Origin of the sequence: Paraburkholderia phytofirmans OLGA172 (genome assembly GCF_001634365.1) — a bacterium.
Taxonomy (GTDB): domain Bacteria; phylum Pseudomonadota; class Gammaproteobacteria; order Burkholderiales; family Burkholderiaceae; genus Paraburkholderia.
This window is the reverse complement of the sequence record NZ_CP014579.1, coordinates 2,333,219-2,355,345: the sequence shown is the minus strand read 5'-3', so window position 1 is coordinate 2,355,345 and position 22,127 is coordinate 2,333,219. Positions and strand designations below refer to the sequence as shown.

Here is a 22,127-nt window from a genome sequence, read left to right as displayed (position 1 = left end):
TGTATGGTTAAGAACAATTAACGGAGCCGCCTGCCAGCAACTAGTAAGCTTGGATTGAACGGCGGCGAATGCCGCTACAGCTCTGTAGGGCGACTGGCGAAGGGATACCAGATCGTCAATGCGGGGCACTTTCAGTGGCAAGGCTTTGATGAAGCTTGTCCTGAAGATGCAGGAGCGTGTCATGATCGGCTCACAACTTCTCAGCGTCATATCCACACTATCCAGACGCCGCTTGATTAGAATTCGGGCACAGGCGGTTCCACTGCATTCGGTGACGTGCAGCGGCGTGCTATCGAAGCGATCTCGCGTGCGCGCATACCAGTCTGCGGTCTACGCAATGAGACACAAGGCGCGGCGGATGTTCTGGTTCTGAAGCGCCTCTTTTTGCAATCAGGAGGGCGACATGGCTGGATCGCTGATGGATGTAGAAGAATCAGTCTTCTCGGACAGCGCCTGTTTAACTTTCTGAAGAGTCCCATCGCTCCGCCAAATCATGAATTTGGCGTAACAGGTCTGTTGCGACGGAAAAATGGCAGGCAAGTGCTTCCAGTGTTCACCATTCTGCTCAACCCACAAGATTGCGTTCAGTACGGCTCTTGGGTCGGCTCTGGGACGTCCGCGTGGAGCAGGGGTGCGGATTTCGGGGAAGCTGAACGCTCGTTTCGGTGAAGTCGAACAAGCTGGAGGGCGGTGCTGCGTAGTGTATGGATTGTAGCGTGAGTGTTCGGGATCAGGTGGTTTCAGGCAGCATGACCGGTTGTACCGGGGCCATGTTTCCTCCTTTTTCACGCGTGTGATCGTCGTCGTTACTGCGTAACGACGTAACGGCGAAGTACGCATGCCACTGCACCGAATCAGGTTCAATCTCCGCGAGGGTACGTTCATCTTCCGCGATGACCAGGCGCTCGATCAACGCCCGTTGCGTTACTGCGTAACGACGCGCCAGTCTTGCAAGTGCCAGGGAGGCGCGGGTGTCGATCCAGACGTTCAGGCATCGCTCGCCGTTGCCGTCATTGCCTGCATGAGGGCGCCGCGCCCTGTACGCGGCTTGCCGTTGCGCCGCTGTTTTTGCCATGTTCTTCTCCAATCTGATTTCGTTACTCCGTAACGGCTTCACGCGCGCGTTACTGCGTAACGTTGCCGTGGGCTACGCAGTTACCGGGTTGTTCTTTTTGCGCATCGAATCGCCCTTGAGCGGGATCTTGTGGGCCTGATGCACGAGACGATCAAGAATGGCGTCTGCAAGCGTTGGATCCTGCAGCCACGCGTGCCAGTGTTCGAGGGGCAACTGTAATGCGATGAACAACATTATGCGGAGTTCGTCCGTACGAACCCCGCTGCCGTCAGCGTCCAGTGGCTTTGCGTCTATGCATAATACGTGCAGTGTTCAGTGACGCAATCAGCTTATCTGTGGCTTTGAAGCGCCCAGAACGCAGCCTCGGCGCCACGATGGATTCGAGCGCTTCAAGTTTCACGGAAGGGTCGATGCGAGTGTACATTTCGGTGGTCTGCATGCTCGCATGGCCAAGCCATAGAGAGACCTTGCGCAAGTCTTTGGTCGCTTGCAAGACCGTGAGCGCGCAAGTATGTCTCAGCACATGCGAAGATACACGTTTGCTCAAGATGGATGGACAATCTGTCGAAGCGGCCTTGGTGTGCTTTCGCAATATATATTGGAAGCCGGACCGCGTCATGGACTCTCCGCGGGCATTGATGAACACTTCCGGGGTGCCAACGGCGCCTCTTATGGCTAACCACGCTTTCAACGCCGAGGCCGTCTCTTTCCACAAAGGCAAGCATCGTTGCCTGCGACCCTTGCCGTGAACGACTACACTCGCATACGGTTGCATATTCAAGTCACCAATGCACAATCCGACGAGTTCTGATGCGCGCAATGCGCCAGCGAAACAAAGGTGGAGCATGGCACGGTCTCGAATTCCAAACCAGTCAGACGGCACTGGGGCATCCAATATCGCCTGCATTTCCTGCTGGGTCAGGTGACTCACCAAACGGCTCTCCGTCCGCTTCATCGGTAGCGCCAAGACCCGACGAACCTGCTCTAGGGCGGAGGGTACCCGATACTCAACGAAGCGCATAAACGATTTGATTGCAGCGAGCCGGGTGTTCCGCGAACTTGCGCCGTTATGGCGCGTAGTCTCGAGATAATCGAGAAAGGAGAGGATCATTGGCGCATCTATCTGCTCGAGAAACAACCGAGACGGTTGAGTCTTCAGACGTCGACTGGCGAACTCCAGCAGCAATTTAAAGGCATATGCATACGATTCGCACGTATTGTCACTGGCTCCGCGCTCCAATGGCAGACGTTGCTGGAGGAATGCCGTGATATGCGGTGCAATCGGGGTCATGATATTGCTCCCACAAAGAACGATTCACAGCAGTCGGCGATACCCTGCAACAGTTCAGGTGTTGCCTCAAGATACCAATACGTATGATTGACGTTACCGTGCCCGAGGTATGTGGACAATGCCACCATGTGTTTCGTGATGCGGTCCCGCCTATCCGGGCAGTTCTCGAGTGACCTCACTGCAAATGTGTGTCTCAATGACTGGGGCGTTGGCCGTGGTCGCGCAGGAGCACACGGCAAGCCAGCCCTCTTCGCGGCGGAGTCAAACGCTGTTTCGACTGCCTTTACGCCTAATGGTTTTCTCCACAAGGAAACAAAGATGTGCCTATCGAACGGAGCATAGGAACGCCGTTGCTCGATGTAGCGGTCCAGCGCTAAACGGCACGTTTCGTGAATCGGAATAAGGCGACTTTTTCTGAATTTGGTATTCCTAATCAGTAATCCATCCGGCGTGAGGTCCTCGTAGACAAGCCGGAGGGCTTCCGAAACGCGAAGTCCCGTGCAAGCCAACAGTGCGAACAGGGTACCGTACGTTCTCTGGCGTAAGGGATGCGTGCCTTGCAGGAATGCAGCATGGACAAGTTTTTGGACATCCCCTTCAGACAGGATATAGGGCACCGGTCTCGGACCCTTTTCGCTCCCGAACACGGCCGCGGGAATCTCGTGACGTGCATCTTCAGCCCGAGCGTAGCGCGCGAAGCGCCTGACGTTGCCAAGCCTGCGCGCACGCTGCTGAACCGATTTCGCTTGCGCCGCCCACGCCAGAGCGGTCTCGTTGCAGACATGGTTCTTGGCCATGGAGTCCGAGAACGCGGCGAAGCTCCGCAAACAGCTGCCTTCTGACTTGAAGGCAAACCCGCACGCGCGACGCATCTCGATATACGAATCTATGAGGTCGGCTAGCATGATTGCACCTCAGGCCACGGTTGTGCGATCCTTTGCAACTCAGGTAGATCGACCTTGGCGTAAATCTGCGTCGTGGCCGTGGAACGGTGTCTGAGAACGAGCGCGATGTCTTGCAGCGAAGTGCCATCACGCAACATTGCGGTAGCCACCGAATGGCGAAGGACGTGAGCTGCACCGCCACTGGGACACGCGACACCTGATCGGCGCATTGCCCGTTCAACTATGGTGGAAACGGCACAGTGGTTCGCGAACTCGTGGAATGGAGCCCGGCAGCCGACGAATACTGCGTCGGTACTACTAGGTGGTCGTGCACGTTGTAAATAGTCTACGATCGCCCGACCGACTTCTCTGGTTAAAGGGAACTTCGTCGGGTGTCCGCTTTTTCCGGTAATGGATATTGACGCGCCTTTCCAGTCAATATCAGATAACCGCAAACGAACCAGATCTCCGGCCCGCAGCCCCAAACGGGCCAGCATCAGCACTATTGCATAATCTCGTATGCCGACCGGTGTAGCGCGATCGCAAGTGTTACGTCCCGGCCTAAATTAGGGTTGTCGTCGCGAGCTATGTGGCGTGAGATTGCGAGGGGCGTCGCGCACTAAATGAGGAATGGAATGGGCCTCGTTTAGTGCGCGACGGCGGCGCTAGATTGGAGGGTCGGTTTTACGGCGCCAAGGTTGATCGGGATCCATTGTCTCGCGATAGCGTTTGTCGGAGTCGCGACGCAGTTCGTGCTCGTATCGTTGTTCGCATACAAGGGCGAGGCGGTAGAGGAAGTCGGTCAGAGCACGAGCACAAGAATCAGGGATACCATGGGGGAATAGCGTGTCAAACTCGGGCGTCATTTCAACTCCTCGATCGCCTGTTGTAGCAGCTCGTCGGGTAGATGGTTCAGTCCTTTGGGCACGGCCATCTGCATAGAGGTGCGCAGAATCCGCCCCGCTTGCCGGGGCAAGCCGCGAGAGGCCTGGCGAAGTAACTCCAGGCCAGATTCGGCCAGCAACGTATGACTGCAGCCGGCGCTCTTCAATGCGTGTTGGATGAACAGGGCGAAGCGCTCGCGTTCGATCACGGGTTTGAGTTGAACGCGTGCCTGGATACGTCCATATAAAGCTGCGTACGGCGCACGCTCGAGCGTTTGGCCCAGACTCGGATGGCCTGCGAGCCAGACAGTGAGCAGGTCGCGCGAATCGAAGGCGAAGTTCAGGAAGGCCGGGAAGTCGCGGAAGAATTCGAGGGGCAGGTTCTGCGCTTCGTCGATAATCCACACGGGCAACAACTGTTTGCTCTCGACGAGCTCCAGGATGCGCAGCTTCAGATCCCGCCACAGGTCGGCACGCCGATAGGCGGGCTCCAGACCCAGCGCCCGAGCTAGGCTGCGGTACAGATCGATGCGCCCGAACTCGGTTTCAGCCAGATAGATGACCTGGTAGCGATGGGGATTCAAGGCCAGTGCTGCGTGGCGTAACGCGGCAGTCTTGCCCACACCGGGCTCGCCCGTGAGCAAGCCAATACCGGGACTGTGCAGTAGCCACTGGAAGCGCTCGTTGAATTGCGCCAAGGCGCCGTCGTCCCACAACTCACTATGTTCTTTGGAAAGCGGCGCGCAACGTAGACCGAAGTGTTGTCGATACATGTCACAGCTCCCGGGCGTAGTGACGTTGATAGGCAAGCTCGATAAGATTGGGACCGTGCGCTGCGTTCTCGATCGGCGCGTCGTGTCCTGTCACGGCCGGCTCGACGGTCTCAGGCTGAGATTTGCGCCGCTTGCGTGTGCGATTGCCGACAGCGTCGAGCAGGGTTGCGGCGCCCAAGGGCTCGCCCGCCTCACTTTCTACGCCCTTGACGGTTCCCGTATGGGGATCCACCACGAGCAACACGGTCTTGCCGACCAGCTCGTATGGCACTTCGAAGCGCTTGCCCTGAAATGACACGGTGCCGTCGCGGCGCACGTAGCGCTCGATACGGTGCAGGAACAGTTCGTCCAGTTGTGCGGCGCGTGCGCCGAGTGTGCCGATACGGGGTAGGTCCTGCTGATAGCGGGCGAGCGGCGTCTGGTTACACAGGCCGCTGTGTTCGGTGCGATGGTAAATCTGTTCGACCCAAGCCCACAGGCGCGCGTTGAGGTCCGCCAGATCATGGACGTGCGTGGTGTCGAGCTCGCTCAGGAATTGAGCCCGTAAGCTGCGATGCCAGCGCTCCAACTTGCCCTTGCCCTCGATATGGACTCGAGTCCATATCGAGGGTTATGTGCCGGCCAAATATATGTCGCGGCGGATGATGAAGGGCAGACCTGAAGCGGTGAATGGCCAGAACTATGCGACATATTAAATTGGTTCGATACTGGTAAGCCCCCGTTTCAAAGGACGGCACGCCATGTTGGAAACCCTATTCACTCGCCCTTGTAGTCTGGCTCGACACTGCTCCAACCCGTTCGCCGCATCTATAGATCAGTATCTTGAGCATTGCTTGGAGCAAGGCTATACACGGTCGTCATTGAGGAAGATCGCCTGGGTGTTGATGGCCTTTTCGCAAAGCCTTGACCTGTCTCGAACGAGCCGGATTACCCGTCAGGAGATCGCGTTTGCGGTAGATCGCCGCGCTCGTTTTGCCCGGCGACCTGAGCACGCCCAGGATTCGAGAAGCTCACGACTGTTGTTCATCCATATCGCGACCGCGTGGCTGCGTTTTCTCGGCTATCTGGAGGAGGATATAGTCGAGCCGCGGCCATTCGCACACCTGGTCGATGATTTCGTAAATTTCATGGCCGAAGAGCAAGGCCTGACCGCCGCGACAGTAGCGTTTCGTCGTGAACAGGTCACGCATTTCCTGGACATGACCTGGCCCGCAAGTGGCTCTCTGAATACGATCTCGATTCAGGACGTCAATGCCTATCTTGCCCGGCAAGGCAATCACGGCTGGAGCAGAGTGTCGCTGCATACACTCGCGGACGCATTGCGCAGTTTTTTCCGCTATGCGCAGGCCCAGGGATGGACCAGCAACATCGCGGCGGCCATCATGACGCCGCGTATCTATGCCCACGAAGCTTTGCCCCTCGGGCCACGCTGGGACGAGGTGCAACAACTCATTGAGTGTTTCACCGGTAACAGTGCAGCAGACCTTCGCGATCGGGCTATCGTACTGTTGCTCGCAGTCTACGGACTGCGTCGTGGCGAGGTTGCCCGACTTCGCCTGGAGGATCTGGACTGGGCCGGTGAGAAGCTCTATGTGACGCGCCCAAAGCAACGCTGCACGCAACAGTACCCCCTGGATTCGGTCGTTGGCGACGCGATCATCCGGTACTTGAAGGAAGCGCGGCCACGATGCGTTCATCGCCAGCTGTTTCTGAGTCTTGACGCGCCCATTCGCCCCCTTTTGCCGGCCTGCATTAGTCCCATTGTGCGTTCGCGCCTGGCCGCTCTCGGCATCCACCCCCCACGGCGTGGCGCCCATTGCCTGAGACATGCCTGTGCCCGGCAGCTGTTGGCTGGAGGCTTCTCCCTCAAGCAAATCGGTGACCATCTCGGTCATCGTAGCGCCGCAGCGACCAGAGAGTACGTCAAGGTCGACCTCGACGGTTTGCGGCAAGTGGCCGAACTCAATCTGGAGGCGCTGTTATGAAACTCTCCGATCTTGCGCACGAGTATGTGGCGTACAAACGCGCGCTGGGCATGCGTTTCGATACCGAAGCAGAGACACTGGCTGCGTTCTGCCGGCGTGTCGGTGATGTAGCGTTGGTCGAGGTCACCGCGGATCAAGTAAGGAGCTATCTTGATGGCCGCCTGCCCACATCCAGCTACTGGGAGCGCAAACACACGGTGCTCAACGGCCTGTTTCGATTTGCCATGCAGTGCGACTACATCAAGATTTCGCCGGTTCCTTGCCGCCATCCGCAAATTCCGCCCCCTCTGATTCCCTACATCTATTCGCAGGAGGAGTTAAAGCGCCTGCTGGATGCAACACCAGCTGTGTGCGGCCCGCAAGTTCCAATGGAGGCGTTTGTATTCCGCACTCTAATCCTGTTGTTATATGCAGCCTGCCTTCGACTCGGCGAAGCGCTGCGACTTACGATGAACGACGTCGATCTCGATCAGGCCGTTCTTTGTGTTCGAGAGACCAAATTTTACAAGACGAGGATGGTCCCTCTTGGCAGAGATTTGAGCACGGCGTTGCGCCATTATGTCCAGCAACGCAATCTGGTTCATGCGCACGATCCGGAGTCACCATTCTTTTGTTTTCGCGATGATCGTCCCTTGAGCCAATCAGCAGTACGAAGCGCTTTCCGGCGACTGCGTGCGCTCGCCCGTGTCAGTCGCCACGATGGTGCCCGCTATCAGCCACGGATTCATGATCTTCGGCACAGCGGCACGGTGCATCGACTAGTGGCCTGGTATCGCAGCGGCTCGGATCTACAGCGGCTTTTGCCCCAGCTTGCAACGTACCTCGGCCATATCGATCTCTCTGCCACGCAACGCTATCTCACGATGACCCCGGAACTTTTGCGCGAAGCAAGCCTTCGCTTCGAGCGGTATGCCAAGGAGCCCCGTCATGAATGACACAATTTTGCTCGGACCTTGGGTCCGGCGTTTCCTGCTCGAACACTTGGTCGCTGAGCGCAATCTCGCCGTGAATACCAGAAAGAGCTATCGTGACATGCTCACGCTGTTACTTCCCTATGTAGCCGGAAAGGTCGAGAAGCCAATCGATCGTCTGACGGTCACCGATCTATCGGCGCAAATCGTGCGTCTGTTTCTGACTCACGTGGAGCAGCAGCGCGGTTGCACGGTCGCGACGCGCAATCAGCGCCTGGGTGGTATTCACGCATTGGCGCGATTCATCGGCGAGCATAGCCCCGAGCATATCGAGTGGTGCGGCCAGATTTGTTTGATTCCTTTCAAAAAGGCCAGCCAGCCCTCGATTACCTATCTGGACAGGCAGGAAATGGATGCGCTTCTTGCTGCACATGACGAGCATAGCGCGCAAGGGCGGCGTGAACAGGGTTTGCTACTATTTCTCTACAATTCTGGCGCGCGGGCCAGTGAGGCCGCGCAGGTCAAGATCAAAGATATCGATTGGCACGCGGAGTGCGTCCGCATTGTCGGCAAAGGAAACAAGCAGCGCCGCTGCCCGCTCTGGACCGACACCCTCGATCAATTGCGTGTCTTGGCGGGCGAACGAGACGGGTCAGAGCCGGTATTCCTCAACCGCTGCGATCGACCGATGACCCGATCAGGCATCCATACGTTGGTAAAACGCTGTGCCGGCCACGCTGGTGATCGCATGCCATCACTCAAAGACAAGAAAGTGGGACCCCACGTGATTCGCCACAGTACTGCTTCCCATTTGCTGCAGTCGGGTGTCGACATCAACACCATTCGGGCCTGGCTTGGACATGTCTCGCTGACCACCACGAATGTCTATGCCGAAATCAATCTGGAGACCAAGGCTCGCGCATTGGCAACGTGCGCAGTATCCGGGACGATGAAGGCAAGAAAGCGCTGGCGCGACCAGCCCGACCTGTTGGAGTTCCTGCGCACGCTGTAACCCAAAAATTATGTGCTGGCCGCATCTCGCAAATCCATGCGGCATGCCGGTATAAAAGGCCGCCGCGACATATATTTGGCCGGCACATAACCCTCGGGAGCATACGGTCTACAATAAACCAGCCTGATCGACAGCCGTGCACAAATGCCCTGCAATGTCGCCGCCCGATAAGCGGCGCCGTTATCGACGATCAACATCTTGGGCACACCGCGTTTGAGCAAGGCCTGCTTGAGTACGCCCTCGATGTCGATCGCGCTCTCCGAGAAGCAGAACGCGCTATGGGCGATGAGCCGCGAGGCGTCGTCCATCAACGAGACCAGGTAGGTCTTGCGGCGCCCTCGGCCAAGCGACAAGTGCGGGCCATGCAGGACATCGCCGTACCAGATGGAGCCGGCGTGTTCGGCCACGAAACTGCGTTTCTCCTCGGGCAAGCTGGCCGAGCCAACGATGCGCGAGAGCCCGTGGGCTTGCAGCAGCCGATGAACGGCGCAGCGCGAGAGTGTGTCGTGCGCCACGATACCCGCAGATTCGAGCAGCAAACGGATCTGGCGGATCGAGCGTCGCGGATTCTCGCGCTTAGCTGCAAGGATCGCAGCTTGCACGGCCGATGGCAGCTTCGATTGCCCGCGATCCACACGGGGCTTGCTGCACAGGCCCTCCAGCCCGTGCTGTTTCCAGGCGTAATACCAGGACTGAAGCGTCTTCTCGCCGATATGGCGACGACGAGAACCGGGAATTGCGTACTCCTGCTGAGCCAGTTGGCGGATGATCTGCTGCAAGTCGCCGCGATCAAGCCGTTCGCGACTGACAAGTGGTCCGAGTACGGACAGGCGAAACAGGGCCTTCGGGTCGATGTCCTTCATGCTCACTCCTATGGTTAAAAAGGGAGTGCCATGAGAACCGCGAACCGAATTCGGCGCGAGTGGGCAAAGTGTGTGGAGAGCCCGGAATGACGAAAATTAGGTCGTCGCGTACCCAATCAGGATAAACGGATCACGGGACGCAAACGCCGTCGCCGTCGAGCCAGGCCATGGCTTCGCACAACGGCATGCGCTGCAGGCAGCGCAGCCAGAATTCAGTGATATCGACTGATCGCCCGAGTTCGCCGAAACGGCTTCGCAAATGAAATTCGAACGAGAGGCTACGCTCGCCAAGCCGCTGCCACCAGCGCCGTACCGTATGTCTGCCGAGCGCGAAGATCGCACTGGCGCGGCGCTGCGAGCAGCCGGCCAACAGAAGGAGTAAGACACGCTGTTGGTCCGCCCAGTTGTACCAACGGTGGGGAGCTATGCACAGCGGCAGGCGCGAACACGTGCGGCTGCAGGTTCGACAGCGAAAGCGCAAAACGGGAATCGGATTGAGAGCGCCAGCGGCGCTGCGGTCGGCCTTGCGATGGTAACGACCGTGACACCACACATCCGAGCAGCCGCAATGTACGCAAGCGACAGGTCGATACACTTGCGGCGTGCGATCGACCGCATTGAGATGTTGTTCAAGAACAGGAAACGCGAATACAATTCGATGCATAGGCCGGTCTACTTTGTTGTTCGTGTGGGGCTTCGTCACTTCCCACGATAACAGAGCAGTACTGGCCTTCTTTACGTCCGTCTCATCTCATGATGTTCAGGGTTAAGTTCCAAACTTCATCCTATTTGATACCGAGATAAACACCTCCGCTGGAACCCAGATATAGCGGGACGTAACAGCAAGAAGCGATGACCTTCTCAACGTCGTTTGCAAGAATGTAGCGAGGAAGCGACGACAAACCCCAATTGGCCACCTTAGGCACAGCGGCGTCGAGGTCGGGCCTGCATTTTCCTTCGGCTATCAGAAAGCGAAGAAACATGCGTAATGCCGTCGTACAGTTTTTCGTTGCTGCCAGCCCTTGCCTTGAGCTTTCATCGAGAACAAACTTTCGTAACCGAGGTGCCGTAAAGTTCGCTGGGTCAGTTCCCTCGTTTTTGAGCAGCTTCCCGATGGAGATGCCGTAAGTGGCCAGGGTCGAATCTTTCGTTCCTCGCCGCTCACGCATCCATCGACAGAATTCAACCAGCAGCTTCGGATCCAGTGCCGTGTCGCCGACATCGGATGGTGCCATGATTCCGGCTTCCCGAAGGTAGTCCGTGAAGAGGTGTACGCCATGCATCAAACCCTTGGGGTTTGCATGACCGTATCTTGAGCATGTGCATTTTTTCAGGTGTTTTTTGAACCGTGCTACAGCGTCTTGAGATAGGTCTGTATATGGAATTCGTTTCTTGTCAGTCCAATGAAGCAGATGCTCAGCTGCACGAATATGTCGGCGCGCGGTGATCTCCGCGAATCCGGTTTCCCATAGCTTCGCCGCAAACCCATCAAGCAGGTAGCTTCCAGCACTCCCGGAAAGCTCATCCACTCTCTGTTGAGATTCGAAGTACTTTGCAAACATGATGTCCTCCTGTTTCGCCGACGCGGCTAACGAAGACATCACGATTATGCATAGACGCAAAGCCACTGGACGCTGACGGCAGCGGGGTTCGTGCGGACGAACTCCGCATAATGTTGTTCATCGCATTACAAATTTTACGGGTTCGACTCCGTAAAAGCTGGCTGGTGATGATGGTCGAGCGGGTACCGACGCGATCGTCGAGGACTTCCAGCAGATCGTTGCGTGCGCTCTGATCGAGGTCCTGCAGGCCCCAGTCGTCGAGTAACAGAACATCTATCTTCGCAAGCTGCGCCAGACGCCGGGTGAAGCTGCCATCGCCGTGTGCGATCTTCAGTTCCTCGAACAGGCGTGCGACGCGTACATAAAGTACCGCGAAGCCTTGCCGGCAGGCCTGCTGGGCAAATGCGCAGGCAATCCATGTCTTGCCCGCGCCGGTCGGCCCGCTCAGGATGATGTTCTGGGCGTTGCGAATCCAGTCGCAACCGGCGAGCGTGGCGACGACGCGCTGGTCAAGACCCCGGCTCTGCCGGTATTCGATGTCCTCGATGCAGGCCTGCGGGTTCTTGAGTTTCGCTGCCTTCAGCAGGCGTTCGAGCCGCCGCGTGTCGCGCCACGCCAGTTCGCGATCGACGACGATGCCAAAGCGCTCTTCGAACGACAGGCTCGAACTGGCGGTGAGCGAGACCTGCTCCTCGAAGGCGCGCGCCATGCCGTCGAGCTTGAGAGCCTTGAGCTGGGTGAGGGTTTGCTGCATCAACATCGTGACCTCCTGAGGTCAGTGGTAATAGTCGGGGCCGCGCACGTTCTCGTGCTCGGGTGAATGCCATTCGGTGAGCTGCAACGGGAGTGCGGGTTGCCGGTCCAGGCCGGACTCGAGAATCGAGAGTACCGAACGGCGAGTGGGCGAACCGATGACGAGGGCCCGCTGGCAGGCTGCTTCGAGCCGATCCTTGCCATACTTGCGCGCGAGCCCCAGCAGGCCGAGGCAGGCCCGGTAACCCATCTCGGGATGCGGGCGGTTGGTCAGCAGATGGTTGACGATTGCTTCGGCGCCGGGGCCGATTGAGGCGCCCCAGTTCAGCAGGCGACCCGGTGTCCACTCCATGTGCGCGCGATGCGCCGCTGGCATGTGTTCGGGCACAGTCGTGTGCTTGCCCTTGAGCCGGCTGCGCGCGTGTGCGGCGACGCGCTTGCCGCTGTGCAGGATCTCGACGCCATGGCGGGTGACGCGAGCGTAGACTTCCTGACGAACCAGACTGTGCGGCACGCTGTAATAGTGGTGGTCGACCTCGACGTGGTAATCGATGTTCACCCGACACTTCTGGAACGTGGCGATCTCGTACCGACGCGCAGGCAGCGCGCGCAGCGCTGGCTGGTCGAGCCGTTCGAACCATTCCCGGCGATTGCCCTCGAGCTTCCTGAACGGGCGCTGGTTCAGGTCGGTGATGAGCCTGCCAATCGCCCTGTTCAGTTCAGCGAGGCTGAAGAAGCGGTGATTGCGCAGCCGGGCGAGAATCCAGCGTTCGACGATCTGCACGCCGACTTCGACCTTGGCCTTGTCCTGCGGCTTGCGTGGCCGCGCCGGCAGCATCGCGGTGGCGTAGTGGTTCACGAAGTCCTGCGTGGTCCGACCGAGCCCGGGTTCGTACCGGTCGGGCTTCGCAATCAGCGCTCTGGGGTTATCCGGGACGAGCAGTTCGGGGACGCCGCCGCAGAATTCCATCGCCTCGATCAGCCCGCCGATCCAGTCCGGCGTTGTCTCCGAAGGCATCGCACAGGCATACGTGTAATTCGAGGCGCCAAGCACGGCCACAAAGATGTGGGCCTGGAAGTCAACCCCGCCGTCGCGCGAGAGGACCGGCATGGTCTGCCCGGCAAAGTCGGCGAACAACTTCTCGCCGGCGCGGTGCTGCTGGCGCATCGAGCGCTTGAGCGTTTGCGCCCAATCCTTGTAGCGCTGGCAGAACTGCGTATAGCGGTACGTGCGCTGGCCGGGATGGAGCGCGACGTATTCTTCCCAGAGCAGTTGCAGCGTCACACCCTTGCGTCGCAACTCGCGGTGAATCAAGGTGCAGTCGGGCTCGATCCGCTTCGCTGGCGCCGGCGGCGAAGCCGGCGACAGGACGCGCCGCTCAAGTTCATCCTCTTCCAGTGGTTCGACCGTCGCCCAGTCGAGTCCGGCCGCAGTGGCGAGCTGAAGGTATTGCGTGATCGTCGCCAGGCCGACGCCGAGCGCGCCCTGTACCTGTCGATGCGTGAGATTGCATGCCCACTTCAGGCGGAGCACTTCCTTGATTCTGCGCATGGTTGTCCGGTGTGCCGGCATCGTTGGTAACTCCCAAAGGGAGCTACCTTAACGCCGGGGGATTGGCCCATACGCAGCGCCGCCATCACGAAACCGATGATCCGTTCCGGTTTGCCGAACATCGATTCCGGAAACCCGAACAGGCATTTCGGCAAATCGAACAACCGTTACGGAACACCCGCGCTTCTGTTCGACTTCAACCGCAACGCGTGTTCATCTTCCAGCGAAAACCCTGTTCGGCTTCAACCGAAATCTCTGTTCGGCTTCGCCGAAATAAGCAGCAGGGGCGGCAAACAGGTGCCTGACATTGACCCAGGCAGCATCGGAAAGTGGCAATTCAATCATCAAAAACCTCGCGGAGTCGTTGGCCGGGCACAGTCAATTAGAGTCTGCGCGGCCAACGTTTTAGTGACGTAACCTTGGGAGCCGAATGTAGTGGGCGTGCCTTTACGCCGCCGGCTTCGTCATAGCAGACGCAGGAATAACTGGCAGAAGGACGTACGCGCTGTGCGCGCCGTTCTGATGCAAGGTCGTGGTTCCAGAAAAAACGCTTGCGGGTCGGTCTTCAGCATCTTCGTGGAGAAAGGGGCCGCAACCTCGAAGTGGGTTTTTCATGTTCGAGAGATGTGCTGCCTCGCCGGAATACTCATAGTCCTTTCCGCGTACAGTCAGGCCCACTCGATAGCCGGCAGGAACCAGAAGGGACGTAGGCCAGATCTCCACATTGAGCGGCACGGGCGTGCCGGGGACCAACGGCGCACTTTTCAGGTGTGCATGATATGGACGCCACGGTTTGCTCAGTTCTTCGTCAAGCTCGCGGTGGGAAGCCCGTAGCCAACCTTGGCCCAACGGCATGTGCGGGTCCAGTGCACCTTGAAACACCACTTCCTCGCCGTCTGGGTCGAAGATTCGCATGACAATGAAAATGTCTGCATCGGTAGTGGACGACGATGCGAGCAGATTTGCGGCCAATGGTCCGGCAATGACCATCGGTTGCTCCAGCGGCGCAGTCAGGAAATCCAGTCCGTCGCCCTTGGCCTCGAATGACCGGTTCGCGTCAACCGAAGCAGGAGTCGGAGAGAGGGCTCCGTTCAGCAAGTCAAGATAGAGAGGCGTCCACTTCGTTTCAGGAAGTGGCCATCCGGTACTGTGGTACTCATGGTGTCCTCCGTCAACATGCCGAATTCGAAGCTGTACTCGATCCCGCTTTTCCCATCCGTTGTCGGCTCCCTTGAGAAAATGATCGAAGAATTCCTTCTGAAGACCGACGCCATAGTCCGTGTAAAATTCAGCCCAGTGCTCACCGTCGTGAACTTCGAGCCATTTCTGCGTGGACGCACTTCGCATGAATCCCTCGATGTTGCCCCGCAGATGAAGTCCGTGTCCTCCCCAGTTTCCGGCTGACAGCAGAGGGACCGTAATCTTCGAGAAGTCTGGCGACCGTTGACGGTAGTAATCGTCGTCGAAGTGACGGTGCTCGATATGTTTCCATGAAGGCACTCGTCGCGCTGTCAGGGCTTCGTCAGAGAGTGTCAGGTCTCCGCAAACCAGTTCGTTGGTCACGACGCTACGCGGGCCTCGCTCTCCGAGTCCGTTTTGCACGGTTTTGACTTGCATTTCCTGCCAGTCACGAGCGAATGTGCACAGGATGCCACCGTGATGCGTCGAGTCCCTGTATCTGTCGGCATATCCCTCCCAAACGCAGATGGCAGCGAGGTGAGGCGGTTGTAAGGCGGCCACGCGCCACTGGTTCGTTGCAAAATACGAGACCCCTGCGAGCCCGACTTTCCCATTGCTCCATGGCTGCAGCGCAGCCCATTCAATGCATTCGTATAAGTCCTGTGTTTCCCGCAGCGAATGGTTGTCGACAACACCGTCGGAACGGCCGGCTCCTCGCGAATCCACCCGTATGCAGACGTAACCGTCACGTACCCACTTTTCCGGGTCGACGACCTCCCAGTTCTGGTAAAGATTCGATGAGCCGCGCACCGCATCCGGAAATTTCTCCTCAAGAATTTTCCAGGCCGTGGGGTAGCCCTTCTGGAAAGACAGGCCTTTGCCGTACGGCCCGTAGCTCAGGATGATTGGGCCGCTCTTGTTACCCAGGGGTCTGAATATGTCGGCCTTGAGCACGTTTCCATCATTCATAACAATGGAAACATCCCACTCGACTACCATCCCGTCTCGCTCTTCTGTCTTGTGCGCCGTCATTGTTCACTCATAAGGTATTTGCGGGTTTACCCATTCTTTGTAAAAAATTATCACACGATCAATAATAAACGAGAATTTGGAGTTCGGGAACGCGCCCGATCTCTTAACAACCGACAGTTGCAGGGCAAGAGGAGACGAAAAAAATGGAGGGGAGAGCAGAGTCTGTGGCTTCAAGTGCCGATATCCAGCTGGAGCGAATTATGGATAGGCAAAAGTTTGGTTGGTTTCATTGCAAGGTGGTGCTGCTCTGTTTCCTGATCATCGTTCTTGACGGGTTTGACACAACGCTTATCGGGTTTGTCGCGCCGGCATTAGCCTCAAGTTGGCATATCAGTCGAGCAGCCCTCGGGCCAGTTGTCAGCGCAGCCTTGCTTGGCATTGCGGTCGGTTCGTTTTGCGCTGGACCTATGGCAGACAAAATCGGTCGCAAGGGCGTTCTGGTTGGCGGCGTTGGTTTTTTCGCATTGATGACGCTGGCGTCTGCGTTTGCCCCAAATGTCGCGACACTGTCGGTTCTTCGGATCCTGACGGGCTTCGGTCTGGGCGCGACAATCCCTAACGCATCGACATTGGCCGCCGAATACGCTCCTTCACGGCACAGGGCCACCGTGGTTACAGCCGTGCTGTGCGGCTTCACAATCGGCGCTGCCGCAGGCGGCTTTGCGTCGGCGTGGCTAGTCAAGCAGTGGGGGTGGCCAAGCGTCTTGATTTTCTGCGGCCTTCTTTCGTTACTGCTCACGCCGTTGCTGATGACGGCGCTGCCTGAATCGATTCAGTTTCTAATTGCTAGTGGTGCACCGGAATCACGTGTGCTTGAGCAACTGAGAAGGCTTGGTGGCGCGACGGCACGAATCACTGTTGGCTCTCCTGTGGGAAGACAGAAATCAGTCTCGTCCAGTCCAATTAAGCGGGTGTTATCCGGTTCTCTTCTGATTCAGAGCGTCGCGCTATGGGTGGCGTTCTTTCTCGCGTCTTTCGCGGTCTACGTTCTGGTCGGATGGTTACCGATGCTGGTAATCGACGTTGGATTCTCGTTGAAACAGTCTGCTTTGGTGGCAGGGACATTCCAGGCAGGCGGAGCTGTAGGTGTCATTTTCCTCGGCCGTATGATGGACCGGTGGAATCCTCATCTGTCGCTGGCGTGTGCATACGTCGCTGCAAGTATGCTGATATTTATGCTCGGCAGCGTACCGGCCGGCCAGCTCCTATGGCTGGCATTGCTAGCCGGCTCCATCGGGTTCTGCCTGGCCGGTGCCAATGCGGGCATCTTCGCACTGGCTGCGATGACGTATCCCACGGAGTCGAGGGCGACAGGGACGTGCTGGATGAGCGGTATAGGCCGATTTGGCGCAATCCTGAGCGGCTTTGTAGGCGCTCACCTCCTGGGCGCAGGGTGGACGATGGCAGAGGTCGCCGCATTGCTTACCGTTCCAGGTCTGGTCGCGGCGCTCGCAATTTTCGGGAAATGGTTGCACCATCGCCGGTCCTTGCGCGAGGCAAAGCGCGGTTACGTTGGGCAGGCGACCCAGGAGGTCCCGGAAGGTTAGCAATCGGAACCGCCGCGCCGTCAACGCCACTTTGAGATATATGCAGTCGCCGGCCGCGCACTTCATCACGCGCTAAAACAGCATGTTGCTGGTCACGTTGACGGCGCCTATCTTTCCGAGTCGGATCGTCTCGCCCAATCAGGACAATTAAGAACCGTGGCGAAGTCGATGGACTACCCTCGTATTTGTCCATCCGGACGATGGCCGTCGGCCCATCGTTCGTCCGTTTTTCTATTTGCACCTTCGATGACGTCGCCATTGCCGGTGAAGTGGGGGGCGAGCGGCAGCGGACGCGTAACTCCCCGCCGGGGAGCCTTGATCAGTATCCGAAGGGGTGGGACGACCATGGCACTATCTGCGCTCGACCTGTCGAGACTTCAGTTCGCATTCACGGTCTCGTTTCACATAATCTTTCCCGCACTTAGCATCGGACTGGCAAGTTTCATCGCCGTACTTGAGGGCTGCTGGCTGCGAACAGGGCAACCTCATTACAAAGACCTTTGCATGTACTGGTCGAGGATCTTTGCAGTCGGCTTTGGGATGGGTGTGGTGTCGGGTGTAGTGATGGCCTATGAGTTCGGAACCAACTGGGCTGGTTTCTCAAAATTCGCCGGCCCTATCACCGGCCCGTTGCTCATCTACGAGGTCATGACCGCCTTCTTTCTGGAAGCGGGATTTCTTGGGATCATGCTTTTCGGTTGGGAGCGTGTAAGCCGACGGGCCCACTTTGGAGCCACGTTGCTCGTCGCCATGGGGACGTTGATATCAACTTTCTGGATACTGGCGTCGAACAGCTGGATGCAGACTCCACAAGGCTTTCGCATAGAAAACGGTCACGTGGTGCCGGTTGACTGGGTCAAGATAATTTTCAATCCGTCTTTTCCGTATCGTCTGGCTCATATGACGATTGGTGCATTTCTGGTCGCCGCCCTCGTTGTTTCGGCAACCGGCGCATGGCATCTGCTGAAAGGTAGACGTGACCCCGCCGTGCGAGCCATGTTTTCGATGGCGCTCTGGCTTCTTCTGGTTCTAGCACCAGTACAGGCTCTTGTAGGCGACCAGCATGGATTGAACACCCGGGAGCATCAACCCGTGAAGTTGGCCGCAATCGAGGGGTTGTGGGAGACGGAAAAGGGCGGAACTTCGCTCAATCTTTTCGGCATCCCCGACATGGACGCGGAGCAGACACGCTATGCCATCAAGATTCCGCATCTTGGAAGTCTCATCCTGACGCATACGTGGGACGGCGAAATTCGAGGTATGAAGGAATTTCCGAAAGAGGACAGGCCAAACTCGCTGATTGTCTTCTGGAGCTTTCGCACCATGGCCGGATTCGGTGTCCTGATGATTCTGATGGCCTTCGTCGGTCTCATACTGCGACTCCGAGGAGGGATATTTGAGGTTCGGCTTTATCAGAAGGTGATGGTTGCGATGGGGCCCGTCGGGTTCATCTCACTGCTGGCAGGGTGGGTGACTACGGAGGCAGGTCGTCAGCCTTGGGTCGTCTACGGCGTAATGAGAACTTCGCAGGCGGTTTCGCCGGTGACCGCGCAGCAGGTTGGAATCTGCTTGATGTTGCTCGTTCTGGTCTATGGAGGGGTATTCGGCACCGGTATCTATTACATACTGAAGCTGATAAGGCGGGGACCACCGATTTTTAACCCGTTGGATGCCGAGCACCCAATCACTGTCGTAGAGCAGTCTGGACGCCGCCCTCTTGCCGCCGTCGAGTGACCTGGTCGCGTCCTCACCCGGGTTGCCCCGTTTCCGCACGCACTGGAACTGATATGACCATCACTGTTATCTGGGCAGCGATCATCGCGCTTGGACTCTTCATGTACGTCGCTCTTGACGGATTCGATCTTGGCGTAGGCATGATTTTTCCATTTTTCCCAGACGATGATGAGCGTGACTTGATGATGCACTCTCTCGCTCCAATCTGGGATGGCAACGAAACATGGCTGGTACTGGGCGGGGCGGCGCTGTTTGCCGCATTCCCGGTTGTCTATTCCGTCGCATTGTCGGCGCTATACCTGCCCATCATCTTCATGCTGATTTGCCTCATATTTCGAGGCGTGTCGTTCGAGGTGCGAGGGAAGGCGGGACGTACCAAGAACCTCTGGAGCCTTGCTTTTACCCTGGGGTCGGCCGGCGCATCCCTGTTCCAGGGAATCATTCTCGGCGCCTATCTACAGGGCATCCCCGTAAAGGATCTGACGTTCTCGGGCGATGCATTTTTCTGGTTGACGCCGTTTAGCCTGTTGTCGGGTTTCGGGCTGATGATCACGTATTGCCTGCTAGGTTGCTGCTGGTTGGTTATGAAGATGCAAGGCAACCTTCGTGAGCGTCTCAGAGCACTCGTCTGGCCGCTCACAATCGTTCTGCTTTTATTCATGGCGGCGGTGTCTATCTGGACACCGCTTAGCAACGTCTCGATCGCAAAGCGCTGGTTCTCAGACAGTCTGCTCTTTCTTCTGATTCCTATACCGGTTCTGGTGGCAGTTACCGCGTTCTCGATTTTTGCGTCGGTCCGAAAGCACCACGACGCGTTGCCTTTCGTGCTCGCTCTCGGACTCGTTTTGCTGGGCTATATGGGTCTGCTCGTCAGCGTCTGGCCATATGCGATTCCAGACAGCCTCACGCTGTGGGAGGCGGCGGCACCCATAGAGAGTCAGCGGTTCGCTCTCTATGGTGCCGTGATAATCATCCCGATCATCATTGCCTACACAACCGCCGGCTACTGGGTCTTTCGGGGCAAGACTGACACTCCAGAATCGCCCTACCACTGACAGGACCATGGAAGCCGCCGTTCGATGACCCTTGGCAACTCAATGCCGGGAGATCATGCCCAGTTCGCAATCAACCAACTGGTTGTCGAAGAGGCTGCGCTCATGGGCACCCTTGGTTGATCTGTCCGTCACCGAGAAAACGTAGATAGACGCGAACGCCACGATCATTGAGAAGAGCGCCGGATATTCATACGGGTAGATGGCGTGCGCGTGGCCCAGCACCTGAACCCAGATCGTCGGGCTGAAGATGGTGAGTATGACGGCGGTTGCCAGGCCAAGCGAGCCGCCCCAGACTGCTCCACGAGTCGTCAGACCCCGCCAGTAGATCGACAGCAGAAGGACAGGGAAATTCGAGCTGGCTGCAATCGAAAACGTGAGGCTGACGATGAAGGCGATATTCTGCTTTTCGAAGACGATGCCGAGCAGGATTGCAAGCACGCCGAGCGCAAGCGTTGTCATTCTCGAGACGCGCATCTCTTCGCTGTCGGTTGCCGTTCCTTTGCGAATCACGTTGGCGTAAAGATCGTGCGACACAGCCGACGAACCTGCGAGTGTAAGCCCGGCGACGACGGCGAGAATGGTCGAGAACGCCACTGCACATATGAAACCCAGGAAGATGTTGCCACCCACCGCATGTGCAAGATGGATTGCCACCATGTTCACGCCGCCGATGATGGCACCCGACGGGGTATGGTACTCAGGGTCTGTTGCGACGAGTGCAATGGTGCCGAAGCCGATAATGATGATCAACGCATAGCCGATACCGACAATTCCCGTTGCGTACAGAATGCTCTTGCGCGCGGCTTTGACGTCGCCGACCGTGAAGAAGCGCATGAGAATATGCGGAAGGCCGGCTGTGCCGAATATCAGAGCCAATCCGAGTGATACAGCGGAGATCGGGTCGGAGACAAGGCCACCTGGGCTCATGATCGCTGCATGCTTGGGATGGGCGCTGATTGCCTGAGTGAACAGCGCGTTCAGGCTGAAGCCGAACCGGCTAAGAACCATCATGGCCATGAACGCCGCACCAGCGAGCAGGAGAACCGCCTTGATGATCTGAATCCATGTGGTTGCCAGCATGCCGCCGAAAAACACGTACACAACCATCAGAACGCCGATAATCAGCACGGCGGCAATATAGTTGAAGCCGAACAGCAGCTCAACCAGCTTGCCTGCTCCGACCATCTGGGAAACGAGGTACAGCAGCACGATAACGATGGAACTCGATGCTGCAAACGCTCGAATCGGGCGCTGTTGCAAGCGGTATGAGACGACGTCCGCCAGCGTGTAACGCCCCAGGTTGCGTAAGGGCTCTGCAATGAGGAACAGGATGATGGGCCAGCTTGCCAGGAAGCCTATCGAATAGATGAGGCCGTCGTAGCCGCTTGTGAAAACAAGGGCTGAAATCCCGAGCAACGAGGCGGCTGACATGTAGTCGCCGGCGATCGCCCAGCCATTCTGGAAGCCCGTAATGTTGCCACCGGCCGCATAGTGGTCTGACACACTGTTATTCTTTTTGGCTGCCCAGCGGGTGATGAACAAGGTCGAGGCCACGAAAACCAGGAACATGCCGATTGCAATCGGGTTGTGCGCCTGAGCGGCTGGCGAGGGGGCTGCTGCAAGTGCTGGCAAAGCATTGAGCAATAAAATCGTGAGCAGGCTGAGTCGTTTCACTTTTGTGCTCCTTGCTTGATTTCGGCAATAGCCGCGTCAAACGCTGTGTTTGCCCGGAAGACGTAGATGGCGACCAGCAGGAATGTGAAAACGAACATTCCCAGACCGACCGGAATTCCCCAAGTCGACGGCAGGCCCGATGAAATCGGGTGTCCGAGCGTTTGCGGCGAGAACGCGAGTGTCAGAATGAATCCGAAGTACACGATAAGCATCGTCGCGGTGAGCGACCATGCGAATGTGCGACGACGATGAACCAGCGCCTGAAAGCGCGGGTCTTGCAGGATCGGATTAGCGGCCACGACGTAGACTGCGCTTGGCGGCGATGCATCGCCGGGCTGCGCGGAAGCTGTATGTACCATGC

General features: G+C 57.7%; 19 protein-coding genes and 4 pseudogenes. 7 read left to right on the top strand and 16 right to left on the bottom strand.

Going from position 1 to position 22,127, the window contains the following annotated elements:
* Positions 1-390 precede the first annotated feature (390 nt).
* The 8 genes and pseudogenes from AYM40_RS43905 to AYM40_RS30450 form a co-directional block, all read right to left on the bottom strand.
* A complete protein-coding gene (locus AYM40_RS43905) occupies positions 391-840 on the bottom strand; it encodes a transposase (RefSeq protein WP_420488489.1) in 450 nt (149 codons plus the stop codon).
* The gene (locus tag AYM40_RS30470; RefSeq protein ID WP_236720999.1) at positions 731-1,087 is read right to left on the bottom strand and encodes a hypothetical protein; all 357 of its coding nucleotides are present in this window, start codon (positions 1,085-1,087) and stop codon (positions 731-733) included. Before AYM40_RS30470 ends, AYM40_RS43905 begins: the two co-directional genes overlap by 110 nt.
* A 60-nt stretch (positions 1,088-1,147) precedes the next feature.
* A pseudogene (locus tag AYM40_RS39325) lies at positions 1,148-1,300 on the bottom strand (ATP-binding protein); the annotation flags it as partial.
* Between the two features lie 43 nt (positions 1,301-1,343).
* Positions 1,344-2,366: a tyrosine-type recombinase/integrase gene (locus AYM40_RS30465; protein WP_063499742.1), complete on the bottom strand. Its 1,023-nt coding sequence runs from the start codon at positions 2,364-2,366 to the stop codon at positions 1,344-1,346.
* Positions 2,363-3,163 (bottom strand): tyrosine-type recombinase/integrase, encoded by an 801-nt coding sequence (locus tag AYM40_RS43900; RefSeq protein ID WP_420488525.1) that lies wholly within the window; start codon positions 3,161-3,163, stop codon positions 2,363-2,365. Before AYM40_RS43900 ends, AYM40_RS30465 begins: the two co-directional genes overlap by 4 nt.
* Positions 3,164-3,264: 101 nt before the next feature.
* Positions 3,265-3,783, bottom strand: a pseudogene (locus AYM40_RS43895) (site-specific integrase); the annotation flags it as partial.
* A gap of 329 nt (positions 3,784-4,112) precedes the next feature.
* A complete protein-coding gene (locus tag AYM40_RS30455; RefSeq protein WP_063496150.1) occupies positions 4,113-4,907 on the bottom strand; it encodes an ExeA family protein in 795 nt (264 codons plus the stop codon).
* A gap of 1 nt (position 4,908) precedes the next feature.
* Entirely contained in the window at positions 4,909-5,475 is a 567-nt protein-coding gene (locus AYM40_RS30450; RefSeq protein ID WP_063496151.1) for a Mu transposase C-terminal domain-containing protein, read from the bottom strand.
* A 265-nt stretch (positions 5,476-5,740) separates the two neighbouring features.
* Between AYM40_RS30450 and AYM40_RS30445 the strand changes: the two genes are divergently transcribed.
* From AYM40_RS30445 to AYM40_RS30435, 3 genes are read left to right on the top strand one after another with little or no spacing between them, the layout of a single operon-like run.
* The gene (locus AYM40_RS30445; protein WP_236720813.1) at positions 5,741-6,892 is read left to right on the top strand and encodes a tyrosine-type recombinase/integrase; all 1,152 of its coding nucleotides are present in this window, start codon (positions 5,741-5,743) and stop codon (positions 6,890-6,892) included.
* Positions 6,889-7,827 (top strand): tyrosine-type recombinase/integrase, encoded by a 939-nt coding sequence (locus AYM40_RS30440; RefSeq protein WP_063496153.1) that lies wholly within the window; start codon positions 6,889-6,891, stop codon positions 7,825-7,827. Before AYM40_RS30445 ends, AYM40_RS30440 begins: the two co-directional genes overlap by 4 nt.
* Positions 7,820-8,815, top strand: a complete 996-nt coding sequence (locus AYM40_RS30435) for a tyrosine-type recombinase/integrase (RefSeq protein ID WP_063496154.1) — start codon at positions 7,820-7,822, stop codon at positions 8,813-8,815. Before AYM40_RS30440 ends, AYM40_RS30435 begins: the two co-directional genes overlap by 8 nt.
* A gap of 95 nt (positions 8,816-8,910) precedes the next feature.
* On the opposite strand, the pseudogene AYM40_RS30430 reads toward AYM40_RS30435, so the two are convergent.
* The 5 genes and pseudogenes from AYM40_RS30430 to istA form a co-directional block, all read right to left on the bottom strand.
* Positions 8,911-9,678, bottom strand: a pseudogene (locus tag AYM40_RS30430) (DDE-type integrase/transposase/recombinase); the annotation flags it as partial.
* 130 nt (positions 9,679-9,808) lie between these two features.
* A complete protein-coding gene (locus tag AYM40_RS42865) occupies positions 9,809-10,231 on the bottom strand; it encodes a DUF6431 domain-containing protein (protein ID WP_420488488.1) in 423 nt (140 codons plus the stop codon).
* Between the two features lie 232 nt (positions 10,232-10,463).
* Positions 10,464-11,240: a hypothetical protein gene (locus AYM40_RS40850; RefSeq protein ID WP_148662357.1), complete on the bottom strand. Its 777-nt coding sequence runs from the start codon at positions 11,238-11,240 to the stop codon at positions 10,464-10,466.
* Positions 11,241-11,394: 154 nt separating this feature from the next.
* Positions 11,395-12,000: pseudogene (gene istB, locus AYM40_RS30415) on the bottom strand (IS21-like element helper ATPase IstB); the annotation flags it as partial.
* A gap of 15 nt (positions 12,001-12,015) precedes the next feature.
* Positions 12,016-13,566, bottom strand: coding sequence for an IS21 family transposase (gene istA / locus AYM40_RS30410; RefSeq protein ID WP_063499739.1), 1,551 nt, complete (start codon positions 13,564-13,566; stop codon positions 12,016-12,018).
* Positions 13,567-13,641: 75 nt separating this feature from the next.
* Between istA and AYM40_RS30405 the strand changes: the two genes are divergently transcribed.
* On the top strand, positions 13,642-13,962 hold the full coding sequence (locus AYM40_RS30405; protein WP_063499738.1) for a hypothetical protein: 321 nt from the start codon (positions 13,642-13,644) through the stop codon (positions 13,960-13,962).
* A 30-nt stretch (positions 13,963-13,992) separates the two neighbouring features.
* Here AYM40_RS30405 and AYM40_RS30400 read toward each other — a convergent pair whose 3' ends face one another.
* Positions 13,993-15,756, bottom strand: a complete 1,764-nt coding sequence (locus AYM40_RS30400) for a CocE/NonD family hydrolase (protein ID WP_063499737.1) — start codon at positions 15,754-15,756, stop codon at positions 13,993-13,995.
* A 200-nt stretch (positions 15,757-15,956) separates the two neighbouring features.
* On the opposite strand from AYM40_RS30400, the gene AYM40_RS30395 reads away from it, so the two are divergent.
* From AYM40_RS30395 to cydB, 3 genes are all read left to right on the top strand, one after another.
* Positions 15,957-17,303 (top strand): MFS transporter, encoded by a 1,347-nt coding sequence (locus AYM40_RS30395; protein WP_236720998.1) that lies wholly within the window; start codon positions 15,957-15,959, stop codon positions 17,301-17,303.
* A gap of 345 nt (positions 17,304-17,648) precedes the next feature.
* A complete protein-coding gene (locus tag AYM40_RS30390) occupies positions 17,649-19,037 on the top strand; it encodes a cytochrome ubiquinol oxidase subunit I (RefSeq protein WP_063499735.1) in 1,389 nt (462 codons plus the stop codon).
* 53 nt (positions 19,038-19,090) lie between these two features.
* Positions 19,091-20,092, top strand: a complete 1,002-nt coding sequence (cydB, locus tag AYM40_RS30385; protein WP_063499734.1) for a cytochrome d ubiquinol oxidase subunit II — start codon at positions 19,091-19,093, stop codon at positions 20,090-20,092.
* Positions 20,093-20,131: 39 nt separating this feature from the next.
* Here the strand turns inward: cydB and AYM40_RS30380 are convergent, their stop codons facing one another.
* Both AYM40_RS30380 and AYM40_RS30375 read right to left on the bottom strand, forming a co-directional pair.
* The gene (locus AYM40_RS30380; protein WP_063499733.1) at positions 20,132-21,766 is read right to left on the bottom strand and encodes a cation acetate symporter; all 1,635 of its coding nucleotides are present in this window, start codon (positions 21,764-21,766) and stop codon (positions 20,132-20,134) included.
* Positions 21,763-22,125: a DUF485 domain-containing protein gene (locus AYM40_RS30375; RefSeq protein ID WP_063499732.1), complete on the bottom strand. Its 363-nt coding sequence runs from the start codon at positions 22,123-22,125 to the stop codon at positions 21,763-21,765. Before AYM40_RS30375 ends, AYM40_RS30380 begins: the two co-directional genes overlap by 4 nt.
* Positions 22,126-22,127 lie beyond the last annotated feature (2 nt).